Raw genomic sequence first — 26,709 nt, 5'->3', positions numbered from 1 at the left:
CCGCCCGGTTTCGTCAGGCGCGTGGTGCGGACGGCGGACGATCCGCGACCCCTGCACCGAAGCGCGACGGCTTCGCGCCCATCGTGAACTCGAGCTCCCCGCCGCCAATGATGTCGGCGTGCGCGATCCAGTTCTTCGTCCACGGCTTGCCGTTCCAGCGTACCGACTGAACATAGGGCCGGTCGGGCGCATTGCCGATCGCGCGGACGCGCAAGGTCTTGCCCGCACCGACGCGCAGTTCCGCGGTGTCGAACAGCGGCGATCCCAGCACATAGATCCCCGTCGTGGGGTCGACCGGATAGAAGCCGAGCGACGACAGGATGAACCACGCGCTCATCTGCCCGCAATCGTCGTTGCCGATCACGCCGTCCGGATCGTTCTTGTACATCTCGGCACACAGCCGCCGAACCATCGCCTGCGTCTTCCACGGCGCGCCGACATAGGCATAGAGATAGGCGACGTGGTGCCCGGGTTCGTTCCCGTGTGCATATTGCCCGACCAATCCTGCGATGTCGGGCGGAGCGTTGTCGGGGAGCGTGGAGGGCGCGTTGAAGAAGGAATCAACCTTCGCCTCATACGCCGCGTCGCCGCCCATGTGCGCGATCATGCCGTAGATGTCATGCTGGTTGAGGAACGTCGCCTGCCAGCCGTTGGCCTCGGTATAATCGCGCCAGCGCGGCTGCGGCATGTGACCGAGCGTGACCGGATCATACGCCGCCCACCAGCTTCCATCGGCAAAACGTGGGCGCGCGAACCCGATCTTGGGGTCGATCACGTTGCGCCAGTTGCCGCTGCGCTTGCGCAGGACCGCCGCATCGCTGCGCTCGCCGATTGCGTCGGCCAGTGCCGCCATGGCGTAATCGTCATACGCATATTCCTGCGTACGGCTGACCGACTCCTTGATCTTGTCCGCCGGGATATAGCCGAGCTTCATGTAATGGTCGCGCCCGAGCGTCGCGAGGCTGTCCTTGTAGCTCGCATCGAATGCGCGCTTGCGGATGTTGGGCCAGGCCGCGGCGTAATCGGCCTTGATCCCCTTGGCGTGCGCTTCGGCGAGCACGACGACCGAATGCCAGCCATTCATGCAGCCCGTCTCGAACCCCTGAAGCGGCCAGGTCGGCGGACCGTACGGGCTTTGCTGCGTCTGGCGGATCAGGTCGTGGACGAAGCGTTCGGCCATGTCGGGGCGCACCAGCGTCATCAGCGGATGCAGCGCGCGATACGTGTCCCACAGCGAATAGGCGCTGTACGCACGCTCGCTGGCGGCGAGCGTATGGACTTGCTGCTGGAGCCCCATGTAGCGCCCGTCACGGTCGCTGAACAATGTCGGCCCCATCAGCGTATGGTAGAGTGCGCTCGACAGGATCGTGCGCTGCGCAGGCGTGCCGCCGGACACGCGCAGGATGTCGAGTTCCTTTGCCCAGGTCCGGCGTGCGGCGGTGCTGGCGCGATCGAATGCCCAGCCCGGCGCTTCCGCCAGCGCACCGCGCGCGCCAGCGACGTCGACCCCCGAGATCCCGGTCTTGACGAGGATCGGTGAAGCGCCCGCATCATCGTAGAACAGCGCGACCTTGAGCCGGTGGCCGGTCACGCCCTTCGCACCCGGCGCCACGGGGCGATCGTCGTCGCCATAGAATTGCACGCGGTCCGGCTTGCGCGAAAGCTGCATCGCGAAGTGGATCCGGCGTCCTTCGGCCCAGCGGAAGACCTGCCGGCTGCCGGTCAGCGTCCCATCGTCGCTGAGGGCGAGCGAGGCATCCTCGATCCGGATCAGCTCTGCCTCGGTCTCCTGCTTGCAATGCGTGAAGTCGATCAGGATGTGGCCCGGGCCCTTGGCGAAGGTGTAGCGGTGCAATCCGGTCCGTTCGGTCACGGTCAATTCCGCGACGACACCCGATTCAAGCTTCACGCGGTAATAGCCGGGCTCGGCATGTTCCTCGCTATAGCGTTGGCGATAGCCCGAGGACGGGTTCTCGCGCGATCCGGGGACGAGCTTCAACGGTGCGCGCGTCGGCACGACCAGCACGTCGAGCATGTCGCCGATCCCGGTCCCCGACAGATGGGTATGCGAGAAGCCCATGATCGAACGATCCGACTGGTGATAGCCCGAGCAGGCATCCCAGCCGAAATTGTTGGTGTCGGGGGACAGCTGCACCATTCCGAACGGCATCGTTGCGCCGGGGAAGGTGTGGCCGTGCCCGCCGGTGCCGACGAACAGATTGGGGGCTGTGTTCTTTACCGCCGCCCTGGACGATTGCGCCGAAGCGATGGACGGCAAGGCGGTGCCGAGCGCGGCAAGGGCCGAGCCTGCGAGCAACTGGCGACGGTTGGCGCGGATCAAGCGATACTCTCCTGAATCAGGGACGGTGTGGGGAAAGGGGTTAGAAACGTTCGGCCAGCAAAGCGGGGCGACGCCGCTCGAGATCGAGGATCAGGTCGCCGAACAGACCGTTCGCCCAGGCGAACCACGGGCGCGAGAAGCGCGCGGGATCGTCCTTGTCGAACGATTCATGGATGAAGCCGGTGCCCGCATCGGTCGTCTTCAGCCACTTGAGGCACTGGCGGATCTCGGTATCGTCATCACTGGTCATCGCGCGGACGATGATCGACATCGGCCAGATCATGCCGAGGCCCTTGTGCGGGCCGCCGATCCCGTCGGCGGCGGTGCCGGTGAAGAAATACGGATTGCGCGTGCTCCAGGCAAGCGCGCGGGTGCGGCGATACAGCGGATCGGTCCGCGGGGCGGCGCCCAGCAACGGCAGCGCGGACAGGCTCGGTACATTCGCGTCGTCCATGAAGATCGCATTGCCGAACCCGTCGACCTCGAACGCCCAGACCTTGCTGCCCTTGCCGTCGTCCATCTGGCCATGCGCCTTGAGCGCGGCATCGACTTCGTCCGCCAGCGCGATGCAATCTGCGGCGGCGGCGGTATCGTGGCGCGCCTCGGCGTGGATCTTCGCCAGCATCCGCAGCGCGGCGACCGCGAACAGGTTGGACGGGATCAGGAACGGCAGCGTGCAGGCATCGTCGGACGGCCGGAACATCGAATGGATCAACCCGACCTTGCTCGTCGGTGCGCCGATTCCCTTCAACATCAGCGTCTCGGTCGCATGGCGATTGACGCGCTCGAACTTATACGGTCCGTCGTCCGTCTTGCGCTGCTGTTCGCGCATCGTCGCGACGGCGCGCGCCATCGCCTTTGCCCACAAGCCATCGAACGGAACGGTGTCCTTCGTCTCGCTCCAATAGGCGTGCGCCAGCCGCATCGGATAGCAGAGCGAATCGAGTTCCCACTTCCGCTCGGCGACGCCCGGCCGCATCTCGGTCATGTCGGTGATCGCGCCGAGGTTCGACTTGGCGGTGGGGTCCGCCATGAACGCATTGGCGTAGGAGTCGATCAGGATGCAGCGTGCCTGCCGCTGGATCACACCCTGGAACAGCCGGCGCAGGGCAGGGTCCTGGCGACACAGATGGACGTAGGTCTGGAGCTGCGCCGAACTGTCGCGCAGCCACATAGCCTCGATGTCGCCGGTGATGACGAACGTGTCGGGCTTGCCGTCGATGGTGCTGGTGAAGACGGTGGTGTCGAGCGTGTTCGGGTAGCAATTCTCGAACAATTGCGCGAGGCCGGGGTCCGCGATGCGCGCCTTGACCCGGCTGATCTCGCGTTCGACCGCGGGGCTGACGAAACGTCGCTGGTTGCGCGGGGGACGTCGGCTGGCCATCGCTTCGCCCGGCGCGAGGGTGGCGGCAAAAGTGGTTCCGGGGAAGGCAAGGAGCGAAGCGGTGCTGGCCCCAGCGATCAGCAGATCGCGGCGACCGAGCGAAGCGGACGGACGATCAGTCATGCCGACGTGCCGATGGCATCAATACCATTGCTGTCAGGCCTGATGGAATTGGCGTGCGAACCGCCACGATCTTTCTCCCGATCCACTTGGCGCATTCCTGCGACCAATGCGGCGTATCTTGTTGTTATGGCGAGCAGGTCAGTCGCCTGCCGTTGAAGCAATCGAAAGCTAAGGCAGGGGCGCGGCCCGAGCAAGCAATTTAATAAATTTAATTTTGTTACTTCCCAGCGGTACGGTCGCGCGTGACACCGCCCCATGCCCGCGGGTACGAGATTGCGAATGGGGCGGATGACGGGTTACCCATGATCCTTATGCCCATCGTTGAAAGGCAGGATGATGACCGTTGAACCCGTTCGAGAGCCACGCGGTGCGCGGTTGGCCGTGTCCCTGTCGGGCACCAATCTCGCGCGTGCCAGCGACTATAACCAGCGCGTCGTCCTTCAGGTCATCCGCAACAGCGAGGAAACCACGCGGGTCGACCTGTGCCGCACGACCGGGCTGACCGCGCCGACGATCGCCAACATCACGCGCCGGTTGATGGATGCGGGGCTGGTCAAGGAGATCGGTCGTCTGCAGGGGCCGCGGGGGCAACCCGCGATCCGCCTTACGATCGAGCCGCTGGGGTGTGTCGCGATCGGCCTCAACATCGATCGCGATCATTTGACACTGGTCGCGCTGGATCTGGCCGGGCAGGTCCGTGCGCGGATCGCCAATGATATCCCGTTCGCGCTTCCCGCGGATGTGGTCGCCTTCGTAACCGCGTCGCTCGATCCATTGCTGGCCGAGGCGAAGGTCGGACGCGACCGCGTCCTCGGGGTCGGGGTCGCGGTGCCGGACGATCTGGGCAACATCGCGCTCCCCGGTCGCCCGGAGCGGTACAGCGATTGGGTCAACCTATCGATCCCGGATCTGTTGTCCCCCGTGCTGCCGTGGCCGGTGCTCGTCGACAATGACGCGGCGGCGGCGGCAATCGGGGAGGCGCAGTCGGGTATGGGCCGTTCGGAGCCGAGCTTTTTCTACATCCTGATCAATTCCGGGCTCGGCGGCGGATTGATGATCGATCGCCATTATGTCGAGGGCGCGAACCGGCGCAGCGCGGAACTGGGGCTGCTTCCCGATCCGACCAGCGCGGTCGCTGGCGCGGTGGTCCAGGATATCGTCTCGCTGTCAGCGTTGATGCAGGCGCTGGAAACGGCAGGCATCCGCGTTGCCAGCCCGGCGGACATCGATGCGAGCGACCCGGCGGTACGCGACGTTCTGGATCGCTGGGTCGATGCGGCATCGCGTGCGTTGATCGCGCCGCTCGTCAGCATCAATTGCCTGATCGACCCGCATACCATCATCATCGGCGGGCGCCTGTCCGAGCCGCTGGTGGATGCGCTGATCGAGCGGCTCCACGTGCTGCTCGGCGAGATGCCATTGCCGACGATGGCCCCGATCGTGCGGGCTGCGCTGGGCGGTGACGCGCCGGTCATCGGCGCCGCGCTGTTGCCTTTCCTCGACCAGTTGCTGCCCTCGGATGCGGCTCTGATGCAGGTCGGGCGGGGCGTCTAGCAGCGGCGTCGGCCGCTCAGTGGGCGGGGGCCTTCTTTCCGAACAACGCCATCACGCGCGGCACGATCAGCGCGAGAACGCCGCCTGCGACGAGCCCGACCAAGGCCGATGCGAGCGCGAAACCGAACCAGTGGCCGACACCGGGAGCGAAGGGCAGCAGGCGGGCAAAGAACGCTGCAATACCCTCAGCGACGTGCGGGATCGTGACGAGGTGGAACTCTTCCAGTCCGTGCACCAGGATTCCCCCGCCGACCCACAGCATCGCGACCGTCCCGATCTTTGCCAGCGCGCCGAGCACGACCGGCATCGCCGCGACCATCCCGCGCCCGATCGCGCGCGAAGTGGCGTTCGAGCGCTGCGCCAGGTGAAGGCCTATATCGTCCATCTTCACGATCAGCCCGACCACGCCGTAGACCCCGGCGGTGATCAGCAGCGACACTGCGATCAGCGCCGCCGCCTGCGTCAGGATCGGCTGGTCCGACACTTCGGACAAGGCGATCGCCATGATTTCGGCGGACAGGATCAGGTCGGTGCGGACCGCCCCAGCGACCTTGGTGTTCTCGATCGCCGTGGCGTCCTGCCCTTCCAGCGCGGCGTCTTCGGCATGCGCATCGTGGCCGAGCAGCGCACCGAGGATCTTCTCCGCGCCTTCGAAGGCGAGATACAGGCCGCCGACCATCAGGATCGGCGTGATGATCCACGGCAGGAACGCGCTGAACAACAACGCAGCCGGCAACAGGAACAGCAATTTGTTGCGCAGCGACCCCTTGGCGATCCGCCAGATGATCGGAAGCTCGCGCGCCGGGGTCAGCCCGGAGACGTATTTCGGCGTGACCGCGGCATCGTCCACCACCACGCCGACTGCCTTGGACGATGCCTTGAACGAAGCGGCCGCGACATCGTCAACCGACGCGGCGGCAAGGCGCGCGATCGCAGCGACGTCGTCGAGCAGGGCGACCAGACCAGAGGGCATGTGAAGGCTTTCGATTGGACGAGACGGGCGCCGGGACGTCCGGTCTCAAGGGAACACCGCTGCCTGCTTATCGATCCGTACGGACCGTGCAACACTCCGTCAGGATGGGCGATGCAGCAGCGTTGGAAATGGGATACAATCGATACAGGCCGTCATGGCCGGGGGAGAAGACGATGCGGACGATGTGGACGGGTCTTGTTGCAACAGGGTTGATCGCGGGGGCCGTGGTATCGGTTAACGCCAATGCCGCGTCGGTGGCGGTCGCGTCGAAGCACAATCCCAAGGAGACGCAACGCGCGGTCGCCAAGGCCCTGGCCGATCCGGCGCGCGCCGATGCGCAGGGCGACGATGCGCGGCGCAAGGCGGCGGACGTGCTTGCGTTCGCGGGCGTCGGGCCGGGGGACGAGGTGGTCGATTTCTTCCCGGGCGCCGGATATTGGACGCGGATCCTGTCGGGCACGGTGGGCAAGGCCGGGCATGTCTATGCGATCTGGCCCGCGGCGGGTGCCAAATATGCCGAGAAAACGCTTCCCGCGCTGGAGGCACGGCATCTCTCGAACACCTCGCTGACGGTCATGTCGGGACCGAGCATCCGCGCGTCCGAGCCGGTCGACCTGTTCTGGACGGTGCAGAACTATCACGACGTCGCCAATACGCCTGCGGGCGAAGCGGCGATCGATGCGTTCAACAAGCAGGTGTTCGCGGCGCTCAAGCCCGGCGGCACCTATGTCGTGATCGACCATGCCGACGTGCCCGGCAGCGGGCTCGCGGGGACGTCGACTAAACACCGGATCGATCCCGCCGCGGTCAAGGCGGAGGTCGTCAAGGCGGGCTTCGTGTTCGACGGCGAAAGCGATGCGCTGCGCAACCCAGCCGATGACCATAATGCGGCGGTGTTCGATCCGGCGATCCGCGGAAAGACCGATCAGTTCGTCTATCGTTTCCGCAAACCGCGCTAAAGCCGGTCCGGACTGCGCGATCCCGCCGTGGCCGTCAGGCGGCGACGGCGTGGTCGTCCTGCAGAAACGACACGAACCGATCGGTCGACCGCAGCAGGTCGCGCGCGCTGACGGCGAGTTCGCCCGCGCTTTTGCTGACGTCGGCAGAGAGCGACGATGCGGTGCCCCCGGCGCGGGCGACGTCGGTGATCCGCCGTTCGACCTCGTCCGCGGTCGATGCCGCGCGGTCAGCGCCGGCGTCGACGTCTTCTGCCGTGGAGCGCTGTTCGGCGACCGCCGTCGCGATCCCGGATGCCGCCAGCGAGACCTGCCGGATCGCGCCGTTGACGCTGTTGAGCTTGGTGCTGGTATCCGCGACGCCCTCGCGAATGCCGGAAATGAGGTTGCCGATGCGGTCGCTTGCACGCGTCGTATCGGCGGACAGCGCCTTCACTTCGCCCGCGACAACCGCGAAGCCGCGGCCCGCGTCGCCAGCGCGTGCGGCCTCGATCGTCGCGTTGAGCGCGAGCAAATTGGTCTTCGCCGCGATCTTGCGGATGTCGTCGAGGAAGCCTTCGATCTGGACCGCGTGCCCCTCCAGCATCGCGACGGTCTCGACGCTTCGCTTGGCCTCCGCGCTGGCGGTCTCGGTCAGGACCGACTGACGATCCGCGGCAATCGCGATGGTCTGGACGGATTGCGACAACGTGCGGATCGACGCCGCGACCTGTGCGATGTCCACCGCCGCGCGCCCGGCCCCCGCCGCGGCTTCGTCCGCATCGTGCGTCGTGCTGTCGGTCAGATCCTCGAGCTTTACCGCCGACTGTTCGAGCCGCTGGGTCGAATCGCCGATCATTTTAATGACGGACGTTACCGACCGCTCGAATTCGTTCGCGATGGTGACGAGTTCGGCGCGGCGTTCCTGCGCGGTGCGGCGCGCCTCTTCTTCACGGTGCTGGCGTTCGCGGGCGGCGTCGGCGGCGGCGAAGCGCGCTTGCTGCATTGCGTGTTCGGTCTGGCGCTGGCCATCCTCGGCAGTCCTGGCCAGTTCTCGCGCGCGCTGGAGCGCTGCCTGTTGCCCGAGGATTAGCCGTTCGAGCTGGATCGTCAGCGCGGCGAGAACGCCGAATTGCAGGCCGACCGCGACGACGTGAAACAGGATCCGCCCGATATTGCCCGTCCCCGAAAACACATATTGCGGCGCAAGCCATTCCAGCGACACGTGGTGCAGCGCGGCCAGCACCGTCGCGAGTGCAATCGGGCGCCAGTCGGCCAGAATGACCAACGCCGCCATGCCGACAAAGAAATACATGTGCGCGTCCATCTGCCAGGCATGGCCCTTCAGCAGGAAGACGAGCATCGCGGGAAGGATCGCCGCGGTCGACCCCATCAGTGTCCGCGCCGGTGCATCATATCGCCCCCGCAGAGCGACCAGTGTCGGGGCGATATTGATCGCCACGCCGATGACGATCAGCGGCAACCCGGCTCCCGCGCCGAGCGCGCTATTGCCGATCAGCAGCAGGGCAAGCGAGATCCACCCGATCAAGGCCCAGATCCGCACGCCACGGCGCCGCATGGTATCGAGCGGATTGCCGGGGATGGCATCGCCGGTGAAGGTCGAGAGCCTGGTCATCATCGTGGACAAGCGGTTCATGCCAAGGTCTCCAGAGCGCTCGCGTCACCACACCCTGTCGGCAGGCTGGCGAGGATCAGCACGTCGCCGGTCGGAATGTGACGGGCAATTTGCGCGCGATTGCCGACCACCACGAGCGAGCCGGGAAACGGCCCCTTGCCCAGCAGCATTGCGCCACCCGCGCGCGCAAGCGTTGCGACCGACGCGACGTTTTGATGAAGCGGCACCAGCATCATCGCACCCGATCGAGGCGGCCACAACGCCATGCCGAGCAGCGATGCGCTAATCGCCGTCACGTGAAGGGAAAGGACAATGGCGGTCGAGGAATGGCGCATCCGACCGAATTACGGTGTCGCGGTTAATAGCAGGTAAGTCAGGCGGCAACATCGCCTGAGACTTTAGTTGGAGCGCCGCCGCTCTTTTCGATTCGTCAGTCGCGCGTCGCGCGCAAGGTCGCGCGGACGCCTGTGCCGATGCTGTCATATTCGACGATCGTCTGCAGGCTCTGCGCCATCGCGCGGATGAGCTTGGTCCCGACGCCCGTGCCTTGCGGCGTGGCGTCTGGCCCCATGCCAACCCCGTCGTCTTCCACGGCGAGCCAGAAATGCGCCTCGCCATCCCCCCGAAGCGATACGCGGACTTCGCCGCCACCGGTTGGATAGGCATATTTGCACGCATTGCTGACGAGTTCGGTGACGATCACACCGAGCGACACCGCACGATCGGTGGCAAGTCGGATCGGTTCCGCAAACAGCGACAGCACGCGCGGTGCGGTCGGCGTTGACCAGGTTTCGCCAAGTTCGTCGACCAGCGCCTTCAGATATTCACGCATGTCGACCTGTTCGACATCGTTGCTGGTGTAGAGGCGGCGGTGGACCTGCGCGATCGCGGCGATCCGGCGCTGCGTATCCTCCAGCGCGAGACGCGCACCGTCATCCTGCAAGGCAGCGGATTGCATCCGCACCATCGCAGACACGATCTGCAGACTGTTGGCGACGCGGTGGTTGACCTCGCGCAGCAGCGCCTCGAGCCGCGCGTTGCTCGCGCGCAACTGGTCCTCGGCCGCGGCCTTGTCACGCTCGAGCGCAGCGCGTTCGAGCACCTGTTCGAACGCGCTCGCCAGCAAGTCGAAGAAGTCGCTACCGATCGTCTTGACGACATAGTCGGACGCGCCTGCCTTGAGCGCGGCGACCGCGATGCGGCCTTCCTCCGATCCGGTGACGTACACCACCGGCGGCGAGACCGGTAGTTTGCGGATCGCCTCCAGCGTCTCGATCCCGTCCATGCCCGGCATGTAATGGTCGACTGCGATCAGATCGAAGGCGTGTTGCTGTGCGAGGGCAAGCCCTTCGGCACCGCCTTCGGCAACGGTCACGATGAAGCCATGTCGCGACAAGGACCGCGCCGCGAGCCGGCGCAGGCCCGCGTCGTCATCGATGTAAAGGACCGCCGGTCCGGTGCCAGGTTCGGCGGTTGCGATCACCCGTGGCCCTCGGCGTCGGGAACCTGGATCACCGACAGGAACAGGCCGAGCTGGCGGATCGCCTGGGCAAAGCTCTCGTAATTGACCGGCTTGGTGATGTAGACGTTACAGCCCAGATCATAGCAGCGCTGGATCTCGACCTTGTCGTCGGTGGTGGTGAGCACCACGACGGGGGTGCGCTTGAGCGGACCGTCCGACCCCTTGATTCGCGCGAGAATGTCGATCCCGCCCATGTCGGGCAGGTTGAGATCGAGCAGCACCAGCGCCGGGCCACCGCGCCCCGGGCCCTTGTCGGCGTTGAACAGATATTCGAGCGCGCTGGTGCCGTCGGTGAAATGCTGAATTTCGTTCAGGATGCCGGCACGGCGGATGTTCTTCTCGATCAACCGGGCGTGACCTTCGTCATCCTCGATCATGATGATGCTGACGGTCTGGTGGTCGGTCATGTCAACGTCCTCGGGTGTCGGTCTTGGGTTCGGCATAGGTTGCCGGCAGTGTCAGGCGGAAGGTTGCACCACGTCCCAATTCGGACGCGACGTCGATCACCCCGCCGAGGCGATACGCCAACGCACGGACATGCGCGAGTCCGATCCCTTCACCGGGCTGGTCCTGCGTCCCGGAGCGGCGGAACAGGTCGAAGACGCGGCTGTGGTCCGACGGGGCAATGCCGCGGCCATTGTCCTCGATCTCATAGTGAATGCGCTTGCCGTCACGCTTCCCGCGCACGACGATCCGGCCCGGGCGCTTGGGATCGAGATATTTCACCGCATTTTCGATCAGGTTGGAGAAGATCTGCTCTACCGCCAATCGGTCGCTGACCAGATCCGGCAGCGGTTGCTCGATCGTCAGGATCGTGTCGCGTTGTTCCATCTGCTGAGTCAGGCTCGCGCCGATCCCGTCGATCAGCGTCGTCATGTCGAGCTGTTCGGCGGCAATCACGCGGCGGCCCTGGCGCGACAGCTTGAGGATCGCGTTGATCAGACGGTCCATCTTCTGCGTCGAGGTGCGGATGAAACGAATCGCCTCGGGCAGATCCTCGCGGGCGGCAAAGCGGACGTCCTCGGTGACGAGCTCGGGAGCGCGTTCCTCGGCGCGATCGATCAGTTCGCCGATCGTGCCCGTCGCCGCCTCGAGTTCAGCCGTGAACCCCATGACGTTGACCAGCGGACTTCTGAGGTCGTGGCTGACGATGTACGCGAAACGCTGAATCTCTTCGTTCGCGCGGCTCAGGTCGGCGGTGCGTTCCTCGACCAGATCCTCGAGCGTATCGGCAAAATCGCGGATCGCGTCGCGCGACGTGGCCAGCTCGCGTGTGTAGCGCAACAGCGTCACGAGCGTGATGATCGCGACCAGGACCAGCAGCAGGCCGGCACAGATCAACGTGATGTAGAAGACCCGGACGCTCGCCTGCTGTGCGGCATCACGGATCGCCAGCAAGCGCTGTTCTTCCGCAATCATCCCGTCTGCGAGCGTCCGTACCGCGCGCATCCGGCGGATACTCGTCTCCTGCTGAAACTGGACGAGCGCTGCCGACTGGTCGCCGCGCACCGACAGGCTGATCGTGCGCTCACGGTGCTGCTCAAGATCGGCGATCTGCCGGCGCAGCGTGGCGACCTTGGACTGTTGTCCCGGGTTGTCTGCGGTAAGCGTAGCGATCCGCCCGATCGCGCCGGGGAGGGCGGCCATGACGGTGCGATAGGATTGCAGATACGCCGTGTCGCCGGTCAGCAGGAACCCGCGTCGGGCCGTCTCGCTCTGCTCGATCAGCACGCGCGCGCGGTTGATCGCGATCTCGACCTGATAGGTGTGGCCGACATCGGCGGTGTGCTGCTCATTCTGAGCGGTTGACCATGCCGCGGCGACTCCGGCGACGATCAATGCGAAGAACCCCAGCGCCATGCAGGTCACCAGGAAACGGCCCATGCGCCCTTCACTGACGCTGAAACCGGGAAGCAACCGCCTGTACATGCGGTCGTCCTTACGCATCGGCAACGATAAACACCAGTACCGCCGCACTAACGCCGATCAAGCAACTTGTGGCTTTAGAGCAACTTCCCTTGCGGAGAAGGTCGACCCACGACACCACCGCCACGCCGCCGGGCTAGCTCGGTCTCGGCGGTGAAGCGAACGTCCATGTCGCGGTCGCCCAGCATGATCGAAAGCGAATCGTCGCTGATCTCCTGCCAGCTCTTGCCGCGATCCGGCCCGGGGCGAATCACGCGCGGTAACAGGCCAGGGACCGCCGACCAGGCGAGCAGTTGCTCGGGGCCGACCTCATTGAGCATGTCGCGCAGGTGGAACGCGGTGACATAGGCGTCGGGGAAGGCCCGATGCGCGGGCAGGCCGCGTTCATGGATCATCCCTTCGGGTTTGCGCCAGTAGCGTAGCATCTGGTTGGAGAAGCTCGGCGTGTCGGGCCACAGCCGCAGCGCGCATTTCCAAGTGCAGATCCACGGCGCGCCGCGCGTCAGCGGGGTCGTGCAGAACTTCTGTTCGTAATCCGCGCGGTGCGCCGCGAGCGCGATCCGGCGTGGATAGGGATCGAGCACCCCGCGCGCGACGTCATGCCAGAACGGTGCGTCGGCGACCTGTTCGTCGAGGATGTGGTGGATCGCCTGCGTCAGCGGCGGGATCGGGCGACCGGGGTTGACGAGGCGCGCGCCGCCTTCGCCTTCGATCTCCCAGCGGCCGTCCTTCTGGAGCGCGACGTCCTGCCAGCCGATTTCGCACACGCCGTGGATCGGCGGGCCTTCGCCGGTGGTCTCTAGGTCGATGACGCGGATGATCTGGGGAGCGGGGGGAGGCATTGCGCCTAAGTGGCGTGTTTAGCCGAGGATTGCGAGGGGCGTATCCGTCACCCCGGGACGAACCCGGGGTGACGGTCCAACGCTTAGTGCGCTGCCTGCGGGCCGCGCTGCAGGCCGCTCTTCTCGAGCTGGTCGTCAATCATCGCGAGCAGGCGGTCGAGCGCAGGCTGGTCCTTGGCCTCGGCGCGGGCAACGAGCACGTCCTGCGTGTTCGATGCACGGAGCAGCCACCAGCCGTCGGGCGTGTTGACGCGCGCGCCGTCGGTGCGGTCGACTTCGGCACCGTCGGCCTCGAGCCGCGCGAGCACTTCCTCGACCACCGCGAACTTCCGGCTCTCGTCGACCTGGAACCGCATTTCCGGCGTGTTGACCAGCGCGGGCATCGCACCGCGCAGTTCGGTGACCGACTTGCCGATCATGTGCGCCGCACGGATGAAACGGACGGCGGCGTATTGCGCGTCGTCGAACCCGTAATATTCATGCGCGAAGAAGATGTGGCCGCTCATCTCGCCCGCGAGCGGGCTGTTGGTTTCCTTCATCTTCATCTTGATCAGGCTGTGCCCGGTCTTCCACATCAGCGGCTTGCCACCCAGTTCCTCGACGCGGTCGTAAAGCATCTGCGACGCCTTGACGTCGGCGATGATCGTCGCGCCCGGAAGCTCCTTTAGGACAGGTTCGGCGAGAATGGAGAGGATCTGGTCGCCCCAGATCACGCGGCCTTCGCCATCGATCGCGCCGATCCGGTCGCCGTCGCCATCGAAGGCCAAACCGAAATCGAGGTTCTTCTCCGCGACGAGCCGCTTGAGATCGACCAGATTGGCTTCATCGGTAGGATCGGGATGATGGTTGGGAAAATTGCCGTCGACATCGGTGAACAGCAGGTGATGCTCACCTGGCAGGAACTTGACGAGCTTCTCGATGATCGGGCCCGAGACGCCGTTACCGGCGTCCCAACCGATCTTGTAGGTGCCGCCCGCGAAACCCGCGACCAGGCGACCGACATATTCGTCCTCGATATCGGCGGTCGAGACGGTACCCTCGCCGGTTTCCCAATCGCCCTCGGCGGCCATCCGGCCGAGCTCCTGAATGTCCGCGCCAAAGAACGGCTTGTGCTGGAGCACCATCTTGAAGCCGTTGTAGTCGGAGGGATTATGGCTGCCGGTTATCTCGATGCCGCCATCCACTTCTAGCGTGGCTTCGGCGTAATAGAGCATCGGGGTCGGCCCCATGCCGATCCGCACCACGTCGACGCCCGATGCGGTGAGGCCGCCGATCAGGGCCGCCTCGAGTTCGGGCGAGGACAGGCGACCGTCATAGCCGACCGCAACCCGCGTGCCGCCCGCGCGCCGAACGCGCGTGCCGAAGCCGCGACCGATCGCGTCCGCATCGGCGGTGCCGAGCGTTTTGCCGACGATGCCGCGGATGTCATATTCGCGGAGCGAAGTCGGGTCGAAACGATGGGTCATGTTTGTCCTCCTGGGGTCTGTGCACGGGTCAATCGACCAAACGTGCGAAAGTTCAAAGACTATGGTTTGAGCAATGTGTCGCGTGCCGCGTTGATGCGGCGGGTGAGTTCCGCAGATCCGCCCTTGTCGGGATGCAGCGCGGTGACAAGACGGCGATGTGCCGCGCGGATATCGGCGGCATTCGCGCGCGGACCGACTCCCAGCACCGCGCGCGCCTCGGTCTCCTCGGGAGGCTGGATCCGCGTCGCCTTGGGTTTGGGGCGCAGCAGCAACCAAACACCCACGATCAGCGCGATGAAGAGGAGAACCTTCGTCATCACGCGACCTGCGGCAACACGGCTTCGGGCAGCGCGAGCGCGCCCATCATCTCGCGAAGCTCCTGGCGCGCGGCGACATGCGCCAGCCCCATCGCGCCGAATTCGCCCGCGTCGAGCATCGTGAGTCCGGCGGGGAACAGCTCACGGTAGATCACGCGCTCGCCCAGTCCCGGCACGATGCGGAACCCCACGCGCTTGGCGAGTTGGTCGAGCGCATCGGACACGCGGCGCATGTTGCGTGCCTCGATATGCTGGACGCGGTTGCGCAGCACGACCCAGTCGATCGTCGAGCCATCCGCACGCGCACGCGCCTTGCGGGCGTCCCAGATCATCTCGGCGTAAAAGCTCGGGCGTGTGACCTGGTAGGTTTCGGGGTGGACCTGCCCGATCAGGTCGAAGTCGACGAAACTGTCGTTCATCGGCGTCACCAGCGTGTCGGCGCGCGCGGCCGACAGACGCCCGAACCGGTCGTCACGGCCCGGCGTGTCGATGACCAAGAAGTCGGTATCGTGCGCGAGATCGGCGAACAGCTCCTCGAACCGTGCGTCCGTCTCCCCGTCGTGCGTCGCGTGGCGCGGGATCGGCAAAGCGCGCCCGGTACGCTGGACCGTGGCGGCGCGATTGTCGAAATAGCGCCCCATCGTGCGCTGGCGATGGTCGAGATCGAAGGCGGCAACCTTGGCCCCACGCGCCGCCAGGGCGATCGCCACATGCACCGCGGTCGTCGATTTGCCGGTGCCGCCCTTTTCGTTGGCGAAAACGATAATGTGTGGTTTTCGCGCAGCACTTGCCAACGGGATGGTATCCTACGTCTTGTTCGGTCGGGCCCGCCCCCATAGAAGGCCGTTCCGTCCTTACCGAAGGCCCAACCCGCGTGCAAACCATCCGTACACTCGAAGCGCTTCGCGCCGCGATCGCCGACTTCCGCAGTGCCGGATCAGACATCGCACTGGTCCCGACGATGGGAGCACTGCACCCCGGCCACATCGCGCTGATCGAGACCGCGCGGCGGCAGGGGCGCAAGGTGGTCGCGTCGATCTTCGTCAATCCCAAGCAGTTCGGTCCCAATGAGGATCTCGCGCGCTACCCCCGGCGCGAGGCGGCGGACGCGCGGATGCTGACCGAGGCGGGGTGCGACCTGCTGTGGTTGCCCCCGGTGGACGTGATGTATCCCGCGGGCTTTGCAACGAACATTTCGGTGGCAGGGGTCAGCGAAGGACTCGATGGCGCGGCTCGGCCAGGCCATTTCGACGGCGTCGCGACGGTGGTGGCCAAGCTGTTCAACCAGGTGCGCCCGGACATTGCGCTATTCGGCGAGAAGGATTTCCAGCAACTCGCGGTGATTCGCCGCATGGTCGCGGACTTGGATTTCGGGATCGAAATCGAAGGTGTGCCGACCCAGCGCGATGATGACGGCCTCGCGCTGTCATCGCGCAACGTCTATCTCGACGACGAACAGCGCGCAGCGGCAGTGGCGCTACCCCGCGCCTTGGGAGAGGCCGCGCGGGCCATTCTGCGCGGCGACGCGCCGGACGATGTCCTGGCATCGGCACGGGACTCGCTGACGACCGCCGGTTTTGTGGTCGATTACGTCGAACTGGTCGATGCAGCGACCTTGGCCGCGGATACGGATCCGTCCCGCCCACGCCGGTTGCTTGCGGCGGCGCGGCTCGGGACCACGCGTCTGATCGACAATCTCGACGTACCGGCTACCGTCTAACCCATTGGTCGTACGCCTAAAGTTCAATGTCGCCGTTAACCTTTATTTGACTCGGTCCGACGCAATGTCGGCCGCAGAGAATGGTTAACCGGGACGGATCGACATGGGCACGAGCCTGAAAAATGCGCAATTTCTGATCGACAGTCGTTTGGCGGAAGCGGCGTGCGGCGATGCCGATGCCTGCTACGAACTCGGCATGGTGTATTCGAGCGGCGCGGCGGGGATCGCCGTCGATCTGATCGAGGCGCACAAATGGTTCAATCTGGCGGCGGTGGCCGGTAGCGAGGCTGGTATGGTCAGCCGTGGCGAGATCGCCGAGGACATGACCGCGCGCGAGATCGCGACGGCTCAGGGTGCGGCCCGCGCCTGGCTGCGCGCGACACAGCGTCGCGCCGCCTGAAACGCCGTCGTGCAGGTGCGAGAACGGCGCCTGTGCGCGGACTATTCTGCACCGGGGATCGACCCGGTCTTGCAGGAGTTGGGCCTTACGATAGCGAGAACGTGTCGAGGTCCGCCATGAAGGCGGAACCCCGTCGCGGGATCCCGTAACGGTCGCTTCGGCGGGTCGCAGAGAAAGTCAGGCCATTGAGCGTCCGAAGTATCGCGAAGGGAATCGGCACGGCGCTGCTTTGGGTGGTGGTCGTCCTGTGTCTGCTGATCACGATCGTCCCGCGCTTTCTCGACGCACGCTACTACAGTGGGCTACCCGGCGGCCATTTCGACGGGCAACGGTTCTTCAATCCTGACGGCGAGCAGGATGACTTGGCGGGCACGGGCGGCAATCGCGGCAGCTTCCTGTTGCGCTATCTCACCCGCAGCGACGGGCGTCCGGCATGGCCCGATCACGTCCCGGTCCACGCCATTGCTCCGCCCGCGCGGGTGGATGGTCAATCGATGACGGCGACTTGGGTCGGGCACGCCACGGTGCTCGTGCAGACGCAAGGGCTCAATATCCTGACCGACCCGGTGTGGAGCCGGACGTCCGGACCGCTTGGGGTTGGGCCTGCCCGCGTTGCGGAGCCAGGTATCGCGTTCGAAAAGCTTCCGAAGATCGATGTCGTGCTGATTAGCCACAACCATTACGATCATCTCGATCTGGAAACGTTGCGGCGGCTGTGGAAGCGTGACCATCCGTTGATCGTCACCAGCCTGGGCAATGACAGTGTCATCGCGCAAGCCGGGGTTCCGTCGCATGCACTCGACTGGGGTGGCCGGATTTCCGTCAAGCCGAACGTTGAGGTCGTCGTCACGCGCAACCACCATTGGGGCAGCCGCTGGTTCACCGACCGCAACCGGGCCTTGTGGTCGAGCTTCGTCGTGCGGCTGCCGGGCGGCAACGTGTTCTTTGCAGGCGATACCGGGCCAGGCGATCTGACCTGGGCGGATTCGGCGGCGAGCTATGGTCCCGTCAGGCTGGCGCTAATCCCGATTGGCGCGTTCCGCTTCGTGCCCGGCCAGATGGTGTCGGGGAGCCATATCGGACCGATCGATGCCGCAGAAGTCTATCGCCGGCTGGGCGCATCGACCGGGATCGGCATCCACTGGGGGACGTTCCATCTGTCGGCGGAAGCGTACGACACGCCGCCGCGGTTACTGGCGGCAGTCAATCGCGTTGCAGGGCTGCGCGGGTTCGGGACTGTCGCGTTGGGAAACCCGAGCGTCATTCCACCCTATGTCGCACGCACGCGTCCCGCACCGATTGACCGGATCGAGATCGTCGGACGGTTGCCTGCTGCGGCGCGCACATTGCCCTAGCGAGATGTCGTCCCGGCGTGAGAAGCCGTGCCCCAACCCGTCCGGCGCTAGCGCTTCGCCGCTGGCGTTGTCGCGGGGGTTGCGGGCGGGGTGATGTCGCCGGGCTTGCATGGCCCGCTTCGGATCGCATGGACGCGCATTTCCATGACGCCTTCCTTGGCGCCCTTCGCGGTGAAGCCCTCGGACTTCATCGTCAGGTCGCGGTCCCCGGTTGCGTTGGTGCCCGTCACGTTGAGTTTGACCACGCCGCCACCGGGTTGCGGGCAAGCCGCACTGAGGCCGATGGTTGCGCCGGTGTCGTCATGCTTGTCGACCGTGCAATTCTGGCCGCGCGTGCCGATCTGCTGCATCGTTTCGGCCAGATTTTCTTTCGCGGCGGCGTCTGGCGTCAGGCACATCGACATGCCCGCCATCGCATCGAACATCGCTTGCATCTGCGCCTTGACCTGCGGGGTCGCGCCCTTGCCCTCCAGTTGCAGGATTTCGACCTTCTGCGTCCAGCTTCCCGGCTCGCGTTTGATGACTTGCTCGGGGGAGCAAGCGACGATCGTCAGTATCGGCAGAATTAGGCCAAGCTGCGCGATGCGATGAAACGCCATGATCTTTAACCCCGATTGACCCGCAACCGAGGCGTCGGGCACGATTGTCTGTTGCCGCATCCCTTCCCATATTGCTGCGTGATGGCAATCCAGATTCGCACCACGCTCGATGAACCCGAAACCGGGGTCAGCTTCGTCCCCCACCGCCCGGCGCGTCCGCCCAAGGCGGAAGGGGGCAAAAGGTTCAAGCTCGTCTCGGACTATACCGCGGCGGGCGACCAGCCGACCGCGATCGCCGAGCTCGTCGCGCAGACCGAGGCGGGCGAGCGCGACCAGGTGCTGCTGGGCGTGACGGGTTCGGGCAAGACCTTCACGATGGCGAAGGTGATCGAAGCGGTGCAGCGCCCCGCACTGATTCTTGCGCCGAACAAGATCCTTGCTGCACAGCTTTATGGGGAAATGAAGTCGTTCTTCCCCGAGAATGCGGTCGAGTATTTCGTCAGTTATTACGATTACTACCAGCCCGAGGCCTATGTCGCGCGGTCGGACACGTACATCGAGAAGGAAAGTTCGACCAACGAGGCGATCGACCGGATGCGCCACGCCGCGACCCGATCGCTGCTCGAACGCGACGATGTGATCATCGTCGCGTCGGTGTCGTGCCTGTACGGCATCGGCTCGGTCGAGACCTATTCGGCGATGATCTTCGACCTCAAGAAGGGCCAGACCGTCGACCAGCGCGAGATCGTCCGCAAGCTCGTCGCGCTCCAGTACAAGCGCAACGACGCGGCGTTCCAGCGCGGCAATTTCCGCGTGCGCGGCGATGCGCTCGAGATCTTCCCGTCGCATTATGACGATACCGCATGGCGCGTGTCGTTCTTCGGTGACGAGATCGAGGATATCGTCGAGTTCGATCCGCTGACCGGCAAGAAGGTCGCGAGCCTCGGTTATATCCGGATCTACGCCAATTCGCACTATGTGACGCCGGGGCCGACGCTCAAGCAGGCGATGGAGGCGATCAAGTTCGAGCTGTCCGAGCGGCTCAAGGAACTGGTGCCTGAGGGCAAATTGCTCGAGGCGCAGCGGTTGGAGCAGCGCACCAATTTCGACCTCGAAATGATCGCGGCCACGGGCTCCTGCGCGGGGATCGAGAATTACTCGCGCTTCCTGACCGGACGGATGCCGGGCGAGCCGCCCCCCACGCTGTTCGAATATCTGCCCGAGAATTCGCTGCTGTTCGTCGATGAGAGCCATCAGACGATCGGCCAGATCAACGGCATGTCGCGCGGCGATCACCGTCGCAAGTTGACGCTCGCCGAATATGGCTTCCGCCTGCCCTCGGCGATCGACAACCGCCCGCTGCGCTTCAACGAATGGGAGGCGATGCGCCCGCAGACGACCTATGTCTCGGCGACGCCGGGCGCGTGGGAAATGGAGCAGACCGGCGGCGTGTTCGCCGAGCAGGTCATTCGCCCGACCGGGTTGATCGATCCGCCCATCGAGATCAAGCCGGTCGAGGAACAGGTGCAGGACCTGATCGTCGAAGCGCGCAAGACCGCCGAGCTCGGCTATCGCACGCTGGTGACGACGCTGACCAAGCGGATGGCGGAGGATCTGACCGAGTTCATGCACGAGGCGGGCTTGCGCGTTCGCTACATGCACAGCGACGTCGAGACGCTGGAGCGTATCGAGCTGATCCGCGACTTGCGGCTTGGCGTGTACGACGTGCTGATCGGGATCAACCTGCTGCGCGAGGGGCTCGATATCCCCGAGTGCGGGCTGGTCGCGATCCTGGATGCGGACAAGGAAGGCTTCCTGCGCTCGGAAACCTCGCTGATCCAGACGATCGGCCGCGCGGCGCGCAACGTCGACGGGCGCGTGATCCTCTATGCCGATCGCATCACGGGCTCGATGGAGCGCGCGATGAACGAGACCGAGCGCCGTCGCGAAAAGCAGCGCGCGTATAACGAAGAACACGGCATCACGCCGACGACGATCAAACGCAACATCGGCGACATCATCCAGGATGTGTCGAGCCGCGATCAGGTGACGGTGGAGATCGACGAGGATCGACCACACATGGTCGGCCACAACCTGCGCGCCTACATCGAGGATCTCGAGAAAAAGATGCGCGCGGCGGCGTCGGATCTCGAGTTCGAGACCGCGGGCCGTTTGCGCGACGAGATCCGGCAGCTCGAGCAGGAGGAGCTTGGGCTTCCGGTCGAGCAGCAGAAGGCGCCGATCATGGGACGCTCGAACGAGGGCAAACCAGGCACGCGCAAGACGCGCTATGGCAAGAGTCAGAAGATGCGAGCTGGAATGGCGGGGAGTTCGCGGCGGGCGCGATGATTGGGGAACGCAAAATTGAAATGATGGCTCTATCTGGTATCTCGATCCTACGTCGAACCCAGTGACCTCCGACTGAGACGGGAGCGTATCCGACGCCACTTCTGATGGAGGTCGTTGTGATACGTAACTTCAAGGACGAAGAGACTGCTAAAATCGCGAACGGCGAGCGCAGTCGTAAGCGACCAATAGAGATACAGGCCAAAGCATACCGATTGCTTCGCATCATGGCGCGCATCGATGACTGGAACGACTTGCGCTACCCGCCGGGAAACAAGCTTCACGCGCTCGCTGGAAATCGCGCCGGGCAATATGCTATATGGATCAACCAGCAATGGCGCATCGCGTTTACCCCGATCGACGGAATGATGACAGATGTCGAAATTACCGACTATCATTGAGCCAGATGGGGATACCCATGGCGAGTGGTTGCCCAACCCGCATGCCGGCGAGATGCTAGCGCTTGAGTTCATGCAACCTTTGGGGTTGTCTGCGCACGACCTCGCGAAGAAAATCGAGGTAAGCGAGACTACGCTGCGAGATACGATCGCAGGCGCGACGCGAATGACCGGAGATCTCGATTTGCGGCTCGCCCGCTACTTCCGAATGACCCCGGGCTTTTTCCTGGGTCTGCAAAGCGATTATGAAATCGTCGAGGCCAAGCGCGCCCTCAATGGCGCGCTTGACCGGATCGTTCCCCGCGCGGCTTAATCGAGCGAGAGATCCTCAACCGCCACATCGTAATATTTCGACACGCGGTCGGCATAGGCCTGGTCGAACGTCGGCGCGTTGCTAGCCCAGCTCGGACCGCCTTCGAGGACGCGGCGGTCGATCGTCACGATGTAAGTGTCGTTGACGGGGTCGAACTGGAGCAGCGAGAAGGGGATCGGGTAATAGGCCTTGCCCATGCCGAGGAACCCGCCGATCGTCAGCACCGCGTAGATCGTTTGGCCGGTTCGCTTGTTGACCATCAACGACAGCACCGAGCCGATCTTGTCGCCGTCGCGGCTTCGGACCTGCATTGCGTCGCTCTTGTTCGACTGGAGCAGCAACTGGGTGGGTTCGGTCTGGGACATGGCACACTTCCTTCGGTTCGCGATCGTAACGGCGATGGGGGGTTCCCGGTTCCGCACGCTTACCGGCTGGATCGGTGGAAAAACGCGCGGCGACGTGGCCACTGCGGTTGAGCGCTCGGACGGCTTCGCGCATAGACGCTCGATGCGTAACACTATCCCCTTGTTTGCTATGGTCGTTCTCACCGGGGCCGTTCTGGCGGGGTGCGTGGCAAAGCCGGTTGCACCGGCCCGCGCGCCTGCAGCCGCACCGGCTGCGCGTCCCGCGGTGGTTCCGCGACCTGTTCCGCCGAAGGGTAGTGACTGGCGGGATTGGCCCGTCACCGCAGGGGATTGGGCATATCGGCAGGATCAGGGCGGATCGACCGCGTTGTTCGGTGCGGGCGGTGGCAATGCGGTGCTGACGCTACGCTGCGACACCGCCAGCGCGACGCTGTATCTGTCTCGCCAGGGGAGTGCGGCAACACCGCTCACGATCCGTACATCGACGGTAGCGCGGAGCCTTCCGGTGCAGCCGACCAGTCCCGGGCCAGCCGGATCGCCGACCTATGTCGCGACGCGTCTCGCGGCGCGGGATCCGTTGCTCGATGCGATCGTGTACAGCCGTGGACGCTTCATCGTGGAACAGGCCGGGGCGGCGACGCTGGTAGTGCCCGCCTGGGCCGAAATCGCGCGTGTGACCGAGGATTGCCGCCGCTGAACGCCAGTTCGACCGGCTTTGGGCAGGCGAAAGAGAATCGTGGATTCCGACCAACATTACAAGACTTGTTTCGCGTGAATATCTGATTCACACAGGTATCGTGACCACCGCAGGTCACGCCGTTTCAACTAGCGAAAGGAGGTGATCCGATGTCTCATGGTTCAGCAATGGGGTCGGTTCAGTTCGTTCGGGGGACGCACCGCTAGGCCTTCGGGGAAACCCGTTCGATCCGCAGGGCGGAGGGTATGGTCCCTCAGTCAACGCCGTAACCGGATCGAGGCACTGGTGGTTCGCATGGTCTCCCAAGCTGGAGCTTCCGGCCGCTGACCATGTCAGGAGGTTGCCGGGGTGTCGTCAAGACCCCCGGCAGCCTCTTTTCATTTTTGGGGTATCGCACTGGGAATGCTTGTCGTTCCGGCGCGACCGCCGCATGATCCGGGCAGGGTATGACCGGGGAGAATATGGGATGATGATCCGAACTGCAGCCGTGGCATTGCTGATGCTGCCGACCGCGCTGGCGGCGCAGGATGCTTCCAACGTTCCGGTGCAGGTCGAGGAACAATCGGTCGACGCCTTGCGCGCGCAGATGGCGCAGGGGACGAGCAGCGTCGCGATCACCCAGGCCTATCTCGCGCGGATCGCGGCGATGGATCGCACCGGGCCGACGCTGCGTGCGGTTATCGCGACCAATCCCGATGCCGTCGCACAGGCCAAGGCAAGCGACGCGCGACGCAAGGCGGGCAAGCCGCTCGGCGCGCTCGACGGGATCCCGGTGCTGATCAAGGACAATATCGAGACCAGGGATCCGCTCGCCACGACCGCGGGCAGCCTCGCGCTCAAGGACAATGTCACGCGGCGCGATGCACCGGTGGTGGCGGCGTTGCGCAAGCAGGGCGCGGTGATCCTCGGCAAGACCAACCTCAGCGAATGGGCCAACATCCGCTCGACGCATTCGATCAGCGGGTGGAGTGCGGTCGGCGGGCTGGTGCAAAATCCCTATGCGCTCGATCGGACCTCGTGCGGATCGTCGAGCGGGTCGGGGGCGGCGGTCGCGGCGAGTTATGCTGCGGTCGCGATCGGGACCGAGACTGACGGATCGGTCGTCTGTCCGTCGTCGATGAACGGACTGGTCGGACTGAAGCCGACACTGGGCATGGTCAGCCGGACGCATGTCGTCCCGATCAGCCACAGCCAGGATACGCCGGGCCCGATGGCGCGGAGCGTGCGCGACGCCGCCCTGCTGTTCAACGCGATGGTCGGGGTCGATCCCGCGGACCCCGCAACCCGGGAGAGCCAGGGCCATATCCACGACTTCGCCGCCCCGCTGGCGGCGGCATCGCTGAAGGGCGTGCGGGTTGCGGTGTTGCGCCCCGAGATGCCCGACGCCCTCAAGCGTCACTATGAAACGACGCTTGAGGTGCTGAAGGCGCAGGGCGCGATCCTGGTCGATGCGGACATGCCCAAGCTCGACGGGATCGGCGAGGCGGAATTGCTCGTCTTGCAAACCGAACTCAAGGCGGACCTCGACACCTACCTCGCGTCGACGCCCAGGACCGTGACCACCCGGACGCTCGATCAGGTCATTGCGTTCAACGCCGCCAATGCCGTCACCGAAATGCCGTTTTTCGAGCAGGAAACCTTCGTCGCCGCGGCGAAAACGCGCGGCCTGACCGATCCGGAATATCTCGGCGCACGCGCCAAGTCGCTGCGGCTTGCGGGTGCCGAAGGGATCGATGCGGTGCTGGCCAAGGCGCAGGCAACGCTGATCGTCGCGCCGACCTACGGGATGCCGTGGTTGTCGGACACGGTCTACGGGGACAATTTCAACGGGCCGAGCGCGAGCGAATTGCCCGCCATCTCGGGGTATCCGCATCTGACCGTGCCGATGGGGCTGGTGCGCGGCGTGCCGGTCGGCCTGTCGTTCATCGCGACTCGCTGGGCGGACCAGGCGGTACTCAATGCGGGTTATGTGTTCGAGCAAGCGGCCAAGGCGCGCGTCGTCCCGAAATATCTGCCGACCAACGACGCCGGCCCGGGGCTCGCGGGCGCGCGGTAACGCGGGTCCCGACGCTTATTCGAGCAATTCCGGTCGGATGTGGATCGCGATCAGCGACATGCGCACTTCGATCAGGAAGGAGATGAGCGAGGCGATCAGCAGCCCCATCGCGAGAATGAACGACAGCGCGACGACGGTGCCGATGTGCAGCTTGACCAGTTCGGCGACGAACAGCAGCGCAACCACCAGGCATGTCATCACCGCGCTCGACACGGCGAGGACGAGCGATGCGTTGATGACGGTCATCCGCTTGTCGAGCAGGCGCAATTCCCACACGTGGCGGTCGTGTTCGGGACCTTGCGAGGCGGGATGCAACGCCTCCAGTGCGCGGGCGCGATCGACCACGCGCGACAATCGCCCCGCCAATACGTTGAGCAACGCGCCGATCCCCGCCAGCATGAAGACGGGCGACAGGGACAGCTGGATCGTCTGTGCGATCGTCGTAACGGCGGGATAGGGATTCATCTCGGGTGTTGTGCGCAATGCGCCGGGCCGACGCAAGCCGCACGGAGCCGACGCCGCAGTTCCGCGTTGACGCGTGATGACCGAACTCGATCGTCTTCAGGAACAAATGGAAGCCGCTGCTTCCGCTCTGGATTTTGAAGAAGCACGGCGACTGCGCGACCGGATCAGCCTGTTGCGTGGTGGCGCCGAAGCCGACGACGCAGCGGTGGCCGACACGGCTGGTCTGGTGCGGCAACAGCCCGGCGCGATGGGGCTTGGGTCGAGCCAGCAACGGATGACCCCGCCCGCCGGCTGGACCCGGCCGCGCAAGCCCGACCCGATGACGCGCGGCCGGTCGCGCAAGCGATAAGCGTTACACGCGCAGGTAGCGGAAGTACCACACCTCGCGGCCCTGCCGCCGGGCCTTGCGTTCGTAGCGCGTCTCCGGCCAGTCGTCCGGCCGGGTGAGGAAATCGGCGGGGCCGCACGCGGTCCATTCAAAGTCGCGGCGCTGTCCCATCACCATCATCGCCCAGCGGCAATAGGTCGGGTCGTCGGTGCCGAGCCGGAATTCGCACCCGGGCTTGAGCTTTGCGGCGATCAGATCGAGCGGGCCGTGGTTGACCATCCGGCGCTTGGCGTGGCGCGCCTTGCGCCACGGATCGGGATGCAAAAGATACAGCCGCGACAGCGACGCATCGGGGAGCCGTTCGACCACGTCGAGCGCGTCGCCCATGTGAATGCGGACATTGTCGAGCGCGTCGTCGCGGATGTGCGCGAGCGCGCCGACCACGCCGTTGAGGAACGGCTCGCACCCGATGAAGCCGGTATCAGGGCGCATCGCTGCCTGTCCTGCGAGATGCTCGCCCGCGCCAAAGCCAATTTCGACCTCGAGCGGGCGGTCCGCACCGAACAGCCGTGTCGCGTCCAAGGGGCCATCCCCGGGCACGCTGATCTGCGGGAGCAGCGTTTCCACCAGATCAGCCTGGCCCAGCCGCAATTTGTGCCCCTGTCGCCGGCCATAGAGGCGGCGTGTCGTCATCGGATCGGTCATCCC

27 protein-coding genes are annotated in these 26,709 nt (G+C 65.1%); 11 read left to right on the top strand and 16 right to left on the bottom strand.

The genetic code is table 11. The features are described 5' to 3' along the window. Nucleotides 1-13: 13 nt before the first annotated feature. Together AC3WJR_RS13750 and AC3WJR_RS13745 are read right to left on the bottom strand one after the other, a co-directional pair. Nucleotides 14-2,341, bottom strand: coding sequence for a GH92 family glycosyl hydrolase (locus AC3WJR_RS13750; protein WP_492725540.1), 2,328 nt, complete (start codon nucleotides 2,339-2,341; stop codon nucleotides 14-16). A 40-nt stretch (nucleotides 2,342-2,381) separates the two neighbouring features. After that, nucleotides 2,382-3,848 (bottom strand): glycoside hydrolase family 125 protein, encoded by a 1,467-nt coding sequence (locus tag AC3WJR_RS13745; protein WP_492725539.1) that lies wholly within the window; start codon nucleotides 3,846-3,848, stop codon nucleotides 2,382-2,384. Nucleotides 3,849-4,184: 336 nt separating this feature from the next. On the opposite strand from AC3WJR_RS13745, the gene AC3WJR_RS13740 reads away from it, so the two are divergent. Next, nucleotides 4,185-5,402 (top strand): ROK family transcriptional regulator, encoded by a 1,218-nt coding sequence (locus AC3WJR_RS13740; protein WP_492725538.1) that lies wholly within the window; start codon nucleotides 4,185-4,187, stop codon nucleotides 5,400-5,402. A 16-nt stretch (nucleotides 5,403-5,418) separates the two neighbouring features. Here the strand turns inward: AC3WJR_RS13740 and AC3WJR_RS13735 are convergent, their stop codons facing one another. Continuing rightward, nucleotides 5,419-6,375, bottom strand: coding sequence for a DUF808 domain-containing protein (locus tag AC3WJR_RS13735; RefSeq protein ID WP_492725537.1), 957 nt, complete (start codon nucleotides 6,373-6,375; stop codon nucleotides 5,419-5,421). A 173-nt stretch (nucleotides 6,376-6,548) separates the two neighbouring features. Between AC3WJR_RS13735 and AC3WJR_RS13730 the strand changes: the two genes are divergently transcribed. Continuing rightward, nucleotides 6,549-7,334, top strand: coding sequence for a class I SAM-dependent methyltransferase (locus AC3WJR_RS13730; RefSeq protein ID WP_492725536.1), 786 nt, complete (start codon nucleotides 6,549-6,551; stop codon nucleotides 7,332-7,334). 34 nt (nucleotides 7,335-7,368) lie between these two features. Here the strand turns inward: AC3WJR_RS13730 and AC3WJR_RS13725 are convergent, their stop codons facing one another. From AC3WJR_RS13725 to AC3WJR_RS13685, 9 genes are all read right to left on the bottom strand, one after another. Further along, nucleotides 7,369-8,967 (bottom strand): methyl-accepting chemotaxis protein, encoded by a 1,599-nt coding sequence (locus AC3WJR_RS13725; protein ID WP_492725535.1) that lies wholly within the window; start codon nucleotides 8,965-8,967, stop codon nucleotides 7,369-7,371. Then, the gene (locus tag AC3WJR_RS13720; protein ID WP_492725534.1) at nucleotides 8,964-9,242 is read right to left on the bottom strand and encodes a hypothetical protein; all 279 of its coding nucleotides are present in this window, start codon (nucleotides 9,240-9,242) and stop codon (nucleotides 8,964-8,966) included. Before AC3WJR_RS13720 ends, AC3WJR_RS13725 begins: the two co-directional genes overlap by 4 nt. A gap of 134 nt (nucleotides 9,243-9,376) precedes the next feature. Continuing rightward, entirely contained in the window at nucleotides 9,377-10,429 is a 1,053-nt protein-coding gene (locus AC3WJR_RS13715; RefSeq protein ID WP_354279100.1) for a sensor histidine kinase, read from the bottom strand. Then, the gene (locus tag AC3WJR_RS13710; RefSeq protein ID WP_492725533.1) at nucleotides 10,426-10,875 is read right to left on the bottom strand and encodes a response regulator; all 450 of its coding nucleotides are present in this window, start codon (nucleotides 10,873-10,875) and stop codon (nucleotides 10,426-10,428) included. The genes AC3WJR_RS13715 and AC3WJR_RS13710 overlap by 4 nt, the downstream gene beginning before the upstream one ends. Before the next feature lies 1 nt (nucleotide 10,876). Next, the gene (locus AC3WJR_RS13705; RefSeq protein WP_492725532.1) at nucleotides 10,877-12,397 is read right to left on the bottom strand and encodes a sensor histidine kinase; all 1,521 of its coding nucleotides are present in this window, start codon (nucleotides 12,395-12,397) and stop codon (nucleotides 10,877-10,879) included. A 74-nt stretch (nucleotides 12,398-12,471) separates the two neighbouring features. Further along, on the bottom strand, nucleotides 12,472-13,236 hold the full coding sequence (locus AC3WJR_RS13700) for a 3'-5' exonuclease (protein ID WP_354279103.1): 765 nt from the start codon (nucleotides 13,234-13,236) through the stop codon (nucleotides 12,472-12,474). An 83-nt stretch (nucleotides 13,237-13,319) separates the two neighbouring features. Continuing rightward, the gene (gene pgmG / locus AC3WJR_RS13695; protein ID WP_492725531.1) at nucleotides 13,320-14,702 is read right to left on the bottom strand and encodes a phosphoglucomutase/phosphomannomutase PgmG; all 1,383 of its coding nucleotides are present in this window, start codon (nucleotides 14,700-14,702) and stop codon (nucleotides 13,320-13,322) included. 59 nt (nucleotides 14,703-14,761) lie between these two features. After that, nucleotides 14,762-15,019, bottom strand: a complete 258-nt coding sequence (locus AC3WJR_RS13690; protein ID WP_492725530.1) for a J domain-containing protein — start codon at nucleotides 15,017-15,019, stop codon at nucleotides 14,762-14,764. Beyond that, the gene (locus AC3WJR_RS13685) at nucleotides 15,019-15,813 is read right to left on the bottom strand and encodes a division plane positioning ATPase MipZ (protein ID WP_492725529.1); all 795 of its coding nucleotides are present in this window, start codon (nucleotides 15,811-15,813) and stop codon (nucleotides 15,019-15,021) included. The genes AC3WJR_RS13690 and AC3WJR_RS13685 overlap by 1 nt, the downstream gene beginning before the upstream one ends. 80 nt (nucleotides 15,814-15,893) lie before the next feature. On the opposite strand from AC3WJR_RS13685, the gene panC reads away from it, so the two are divergent. The 3 genes from panC to AC3WJR_RS13670 all read left to right on the top strand — a co-directional run bounded on the left by panC (nucleotide 15,894) and on the right by AC3WJR_RS13670 (nucleotide 18,494). Then, on the top strand, nucleotides 15,894-16,739 hold the full coding sequence (gene panC, locus AC3WJR_RS13680) for a pantoate--beta-alanine ligase (RefSeq protein WP_492725528.1): 846 nt from the start codon (nucleotides 15,894-15,896) through the stop codon (nucleotides 16,737-16,739). A gap of 103 nt (nucleotides 16,740-16,842) precedes the next feature. After that, the gene (locus AC3WJR_RS13675) at nucleotides 16,843-17,139 is read left to right on the top strand and encodes an SEL1-like repeat protein (RefSeq protein ID WP_354279108.1); all 297 of its coding nucleotides are present in this window, start codon (nucleotides 16,843-16,845) and stop codon (nucleotides 17,137-17,139) included. A 200-nt stretch (nucleotides 17,140-17,339) separates the two neighbouring features. Beyond that, nucleotides 17,340-18,494: an MBL fold metallo-hydrolase gene (locus AC3WJR_RS13670; RefSeq protein WP_492726149.1), complete on the top strand. Its 1,155-nt coding sequence runs from the start codon at nucleotides 17,340-17,342 to the stop codon at nucleotides 18,492-18,494. 47 nt (nucleotides 18,495-18,541) lie between these two features. Here AC3WJR_RS13670 and AC3WJR_RS13665 read toward each other — a convergent pair whose 3' ends face one another. Further along, complete coding sequence (locus AC3WJR_RS13665; RefSeq protein WP_492725527.1) at nucleotides 18,542-19,093, bottom strand: DUF3617 domain-containing protein; 552 nt, start codon at nucleotides 19,091-19,093, stop codon at nucleotides 18,542-18,544. Nucleotides 19,094-19,174: 81 nt separating this feature from the next. Between AC3WJR_RS13665 and uvrB the strand changes: the two genes are divergently transcribed. From uvrB to AC3WJR_RS13650, 3 genes are all read left to right on the top strand, one after another. Then, the gene (gene uvrB, locus AC3WJR_RS13660) at nucleotides 19,175-21,382 is read left to right on the top strand and encodes an excinuclease ABC subunit UvrB (RefSeq protein WP_492725526.1); all 2,208 of its coding nucleotides are present in this window, start codon (nucleotides 19,175-19,177) and stop codon (nucleotides 21,380-21,382) included. A 104-nt stretch (nucleotides 21,383-21,486) separates the two neighbouring features. Then, complete coding sequence (locus tag AC3WJR_RS13655; protein ID WP_492725525.1) at nucleotides 21,487-21,780, top strand: type II toxin-antitoxin system RelE/ParE family toxin; 294 nt, start codon at nucleotides 21,487-21,489, stop codon at nucleotides 21,778-21,780. Further along, entirely contained in the window at nucleotides 21,755-22,090 is a 336-nt protein-coding gene (locus AC3WJR_RS13650; protein WP_354279112.1) for a HigA family addiction module antitoxin, read from the top strand. Before AC3WJR_RS13655 ends, AC3WJR_RS13650 begins: the two co-directional genes overlap by 26 nt. On the opposite strand, the gene AC3WJR_RS13645 is transcribed toward AC3WJR_RS13650, so the two are convergent. Continuing rightward, nucleotides 22,087-22,455, bottom strand: coding sequence for a PRC-barrel domain-containing protein (locus tag AC3WJR_RS13645; protein ID WP_354279113.1), 369 nt, complete (start codon nucleotides 22,453-22,455; stop codon nucleotides 22,087-22,089). The two genes, AC3WJR_RS13650 and AC3WJR_RS13645, sit on opposite strands and share 4 nt — an antisense overlap. 34 nt (nucleotides 22,456-22,489) lie before the next feature. On the opposite strand from AC3WJR_RS13645, the gene AC3WJR_RS13640 reads away from it, so the two are divergent. Together AC3WJR_RS13640 and AC3WJR_RS13635 are read left to right on the top strand one after the other, a co-directional pair. Continuing rightward, the gene (locus tag AC3WJR_RS13640) at nucleotides 22,490-23,152 is read left to right on the top strand and encodes a hypothetical protein (RefSeq protein WP_492725524.1); all 663 of its coding nucleotides are present in this window, start codon (nucleotides 22,490-22,492) and stop codon (nucleotides 23,150-23,152) included. 466 nt (nucleotides 23,153-23,618) lie between these two features. Further along, nucleotides 23,619-25,208, top strand: a complete 1,590-nt coding sequence (locus AC3WJR_RS13635) for an amidase (protein ID WP_492725523.1) — start codon at nucleotides 23,619-23,621, stop codon at nucleotides 25,206-25,208. A gap of 15 nt (nucleotides 25,209-25,223) precedes the next feature. Here AC3WJR_RS13635 and AC3WJR_RS13630 read toward each other — a convergent pair whose 3' ends face one another. Next, on the bottom strand, nucleotides 25,224-25,673 hold the full coding sequence (locus AC3WJR_RS13630; RefSeq protein ID WP_354279115.1) for a DUF2721 domain-containing protein: 450 nt from the start codon (nucleotides 25,671-25,673) through the stop codon (nucleotides 25,224-25,226). A gap of 76 nt (nucleotides 25,674-25,749) precedes the next feature. Between AC3WJR_RS13630 and AC3WJR_RS13625 the strand changes: the two genes are divergently transcribed. Then, entirely contained in the window at nucleotides 25,750-26,022 is a 273-nt protein-coding gene (locus tag AC3WJR_RS13625; protein ID WP_492725522.1) for a UvrB/UvrC motif-containing protein, read from the top strand. A 3-nt stretch (nucleotides 26,023-26,025) separates the two neighbouring features. On the opposite strand, the gene trmB is transcribed toward AC3WJR_RS13625, so the two are convergent. After that, nucleotides 26,026-26,706: a tRNA (guanine(46)-N(7))-methyltransferase TrmB gene (gene trmB / locus AC3WJR_RS13620; protein WP_492725521.1), complete on the bottom strand. Its 681-nt coding sequence runs from the start codon at nucleotides 26,704-26,706 to the stop codon at nucleotides 26,026-26,028. Nucleotides 26,707-26,709: the final 3 nt, after the last annotated feature.

Source organism: Sphingomonas sp. FW306-05-A (genome assembly GCF_058782275.1).
This window is presented reverse-complemented; position numbering and strand designations above follow the sequence as displayed.

Coding starts and splice junctions, on each gene's coding strand:
- pgmG (WP_492725531.1), bottom strand. CDS start 14,702: ATGACCCATCGTTTCGACCCGACTTCGCTCCGCGAATATGACATCCGC.
- AC3WJR_RS13690 (WP_492725530.1), bottom strand. CDS start 15,019: ATGACGAAGGTTCTCCTCTTCATCGCGCTGATCGTGGGTGTTTGGTTG.
- AC3WJR_RS13675 (WP_354279108.1), top strand. CDS start 16,843: ATGGGCACGAGCCTGAAAAATGCGCAATTTCTGATCGACAGTCGTTTG.
- AC3WJR_RS13665 (WP_492725527.1), bottom strand. CDS start 19,093: ATGGCGTTTCATCGCATCGCGCAGCTTGGCCTAATTCTGCCGATACTG.
- AC3WJR_RS13740 (WP_492725538.1), top strand. CDS start 4,185: ATGACCGTTGAACCCGTTCGAGAGCCACGCGGTGCGCGGTTGGCCGTG.
- AC3WJR_RS13640 (WP_492725524.1), top strand. CDS start 22,490: ATGGGGGGTTCCCGGTTCCGCACGCTTACCGGCTGGATCGGTGGAAAA.
- AC3WJR_RS13710 (WP_492725533.1), bottom strand. CDS start 10,875: ATGACCGACCACCAGACCGTCAGCATCATCATGATCGAGGATGACGAA.
- AC3WJR_RS13735 (WP_492725537.1), bottom strand. CDS start 6,375: ATGCCCTCTGGTCTGGTCGCCCTGCTCGACGACGTCGCTGCGATCGCG.
- AC3WJR_RS13625 (WP_492725522.1), top strand. CDS start 25,750: ATGACCGAACTCGATCGTCTTCAGGAACAAATGGAAGCCGCTGCTTCC.
- AC3WJR_RS13730 (WP_492725536.1), top strand. CDS start 6,549: ATGCGGACGATGTGGACGGGTCTTGTTGCAACAGGGTTGATCGCGGGG.
- AC3WJR_RS13725 (WP_492725535.1), bottom strand. CDS start 8,967: ATGAACCGCTTGTCCACGATGATGACCAGGCTCTCGACCTTCACCGGC.
- trmB (WP_492725521.1), bottom strand. CDS start 26,706: ATGACCGATCCGATGACGACACGCCGCCTCTATGGCCGGCGACAGGGG.
- AC3WJR_RS13630 (WP_354279115.1), bottom strand. CDS start 25,673: ATGAATCCCTATCCCGCCGTTACGACGATCGCACAGACGATCCAGCTG.
- AC3WJR_RS13650 (WP_354279112.1), top strand. CDS start 21,755: ATGTCGAAATTACCGACTATCATTGAGCCAGATGGGGATACCCATGGC.
- AC3WJR_RS13745 (WP_492725539.1), bottom strand. CDS start 3,848: ATGACTGATCGTCCGTCCGCTTCGCTCGGTCGCCGCGATCTGCTGATC.
- uvrB (WP_492725526.1), top strand. CDS start 19,175: ATGGCAATCCAGATTCGCACCACGCTCGATGAACCCGAAACCGGGGTC.
- AC3WJR_RS13655 (WP_492725525.1), top strand. CDS start 21,487: ATGGAGGTCGTTGTGATACGTAACTTCAAGGACGAAGAGACTGCTAAA.
- AC3WJR_RS13700 (WP_354279103.1), bottom strand. CDS start 13,236: ATGCCTCCCCCCGCTCCCCAGATCATCCGCGTCATCGACCTAGAGACC.
- AC3WJR_RS13705 (WP_492725532.1), bottom strand. CDS start 12,397: ATGTACAGGCGGTTGCTTCCCGGTTTCAGCGTCAGTGAAGGGCGCATG.
- AC3WJR_RS13645 (WP_354279113.1), bottom strand. CDS start 22,455: ATGTCCCAGACCGAACCCACCCAGTTGCTGCTCCAGTCGAACAAGAGC.
- AC3WJR_RS13635 (WP_492725523.1), top strand. CDS start 23,619: ATGATGATCCGAACTGCAGCCGTGGCATTGCTGATGCTGCCGACCGCG.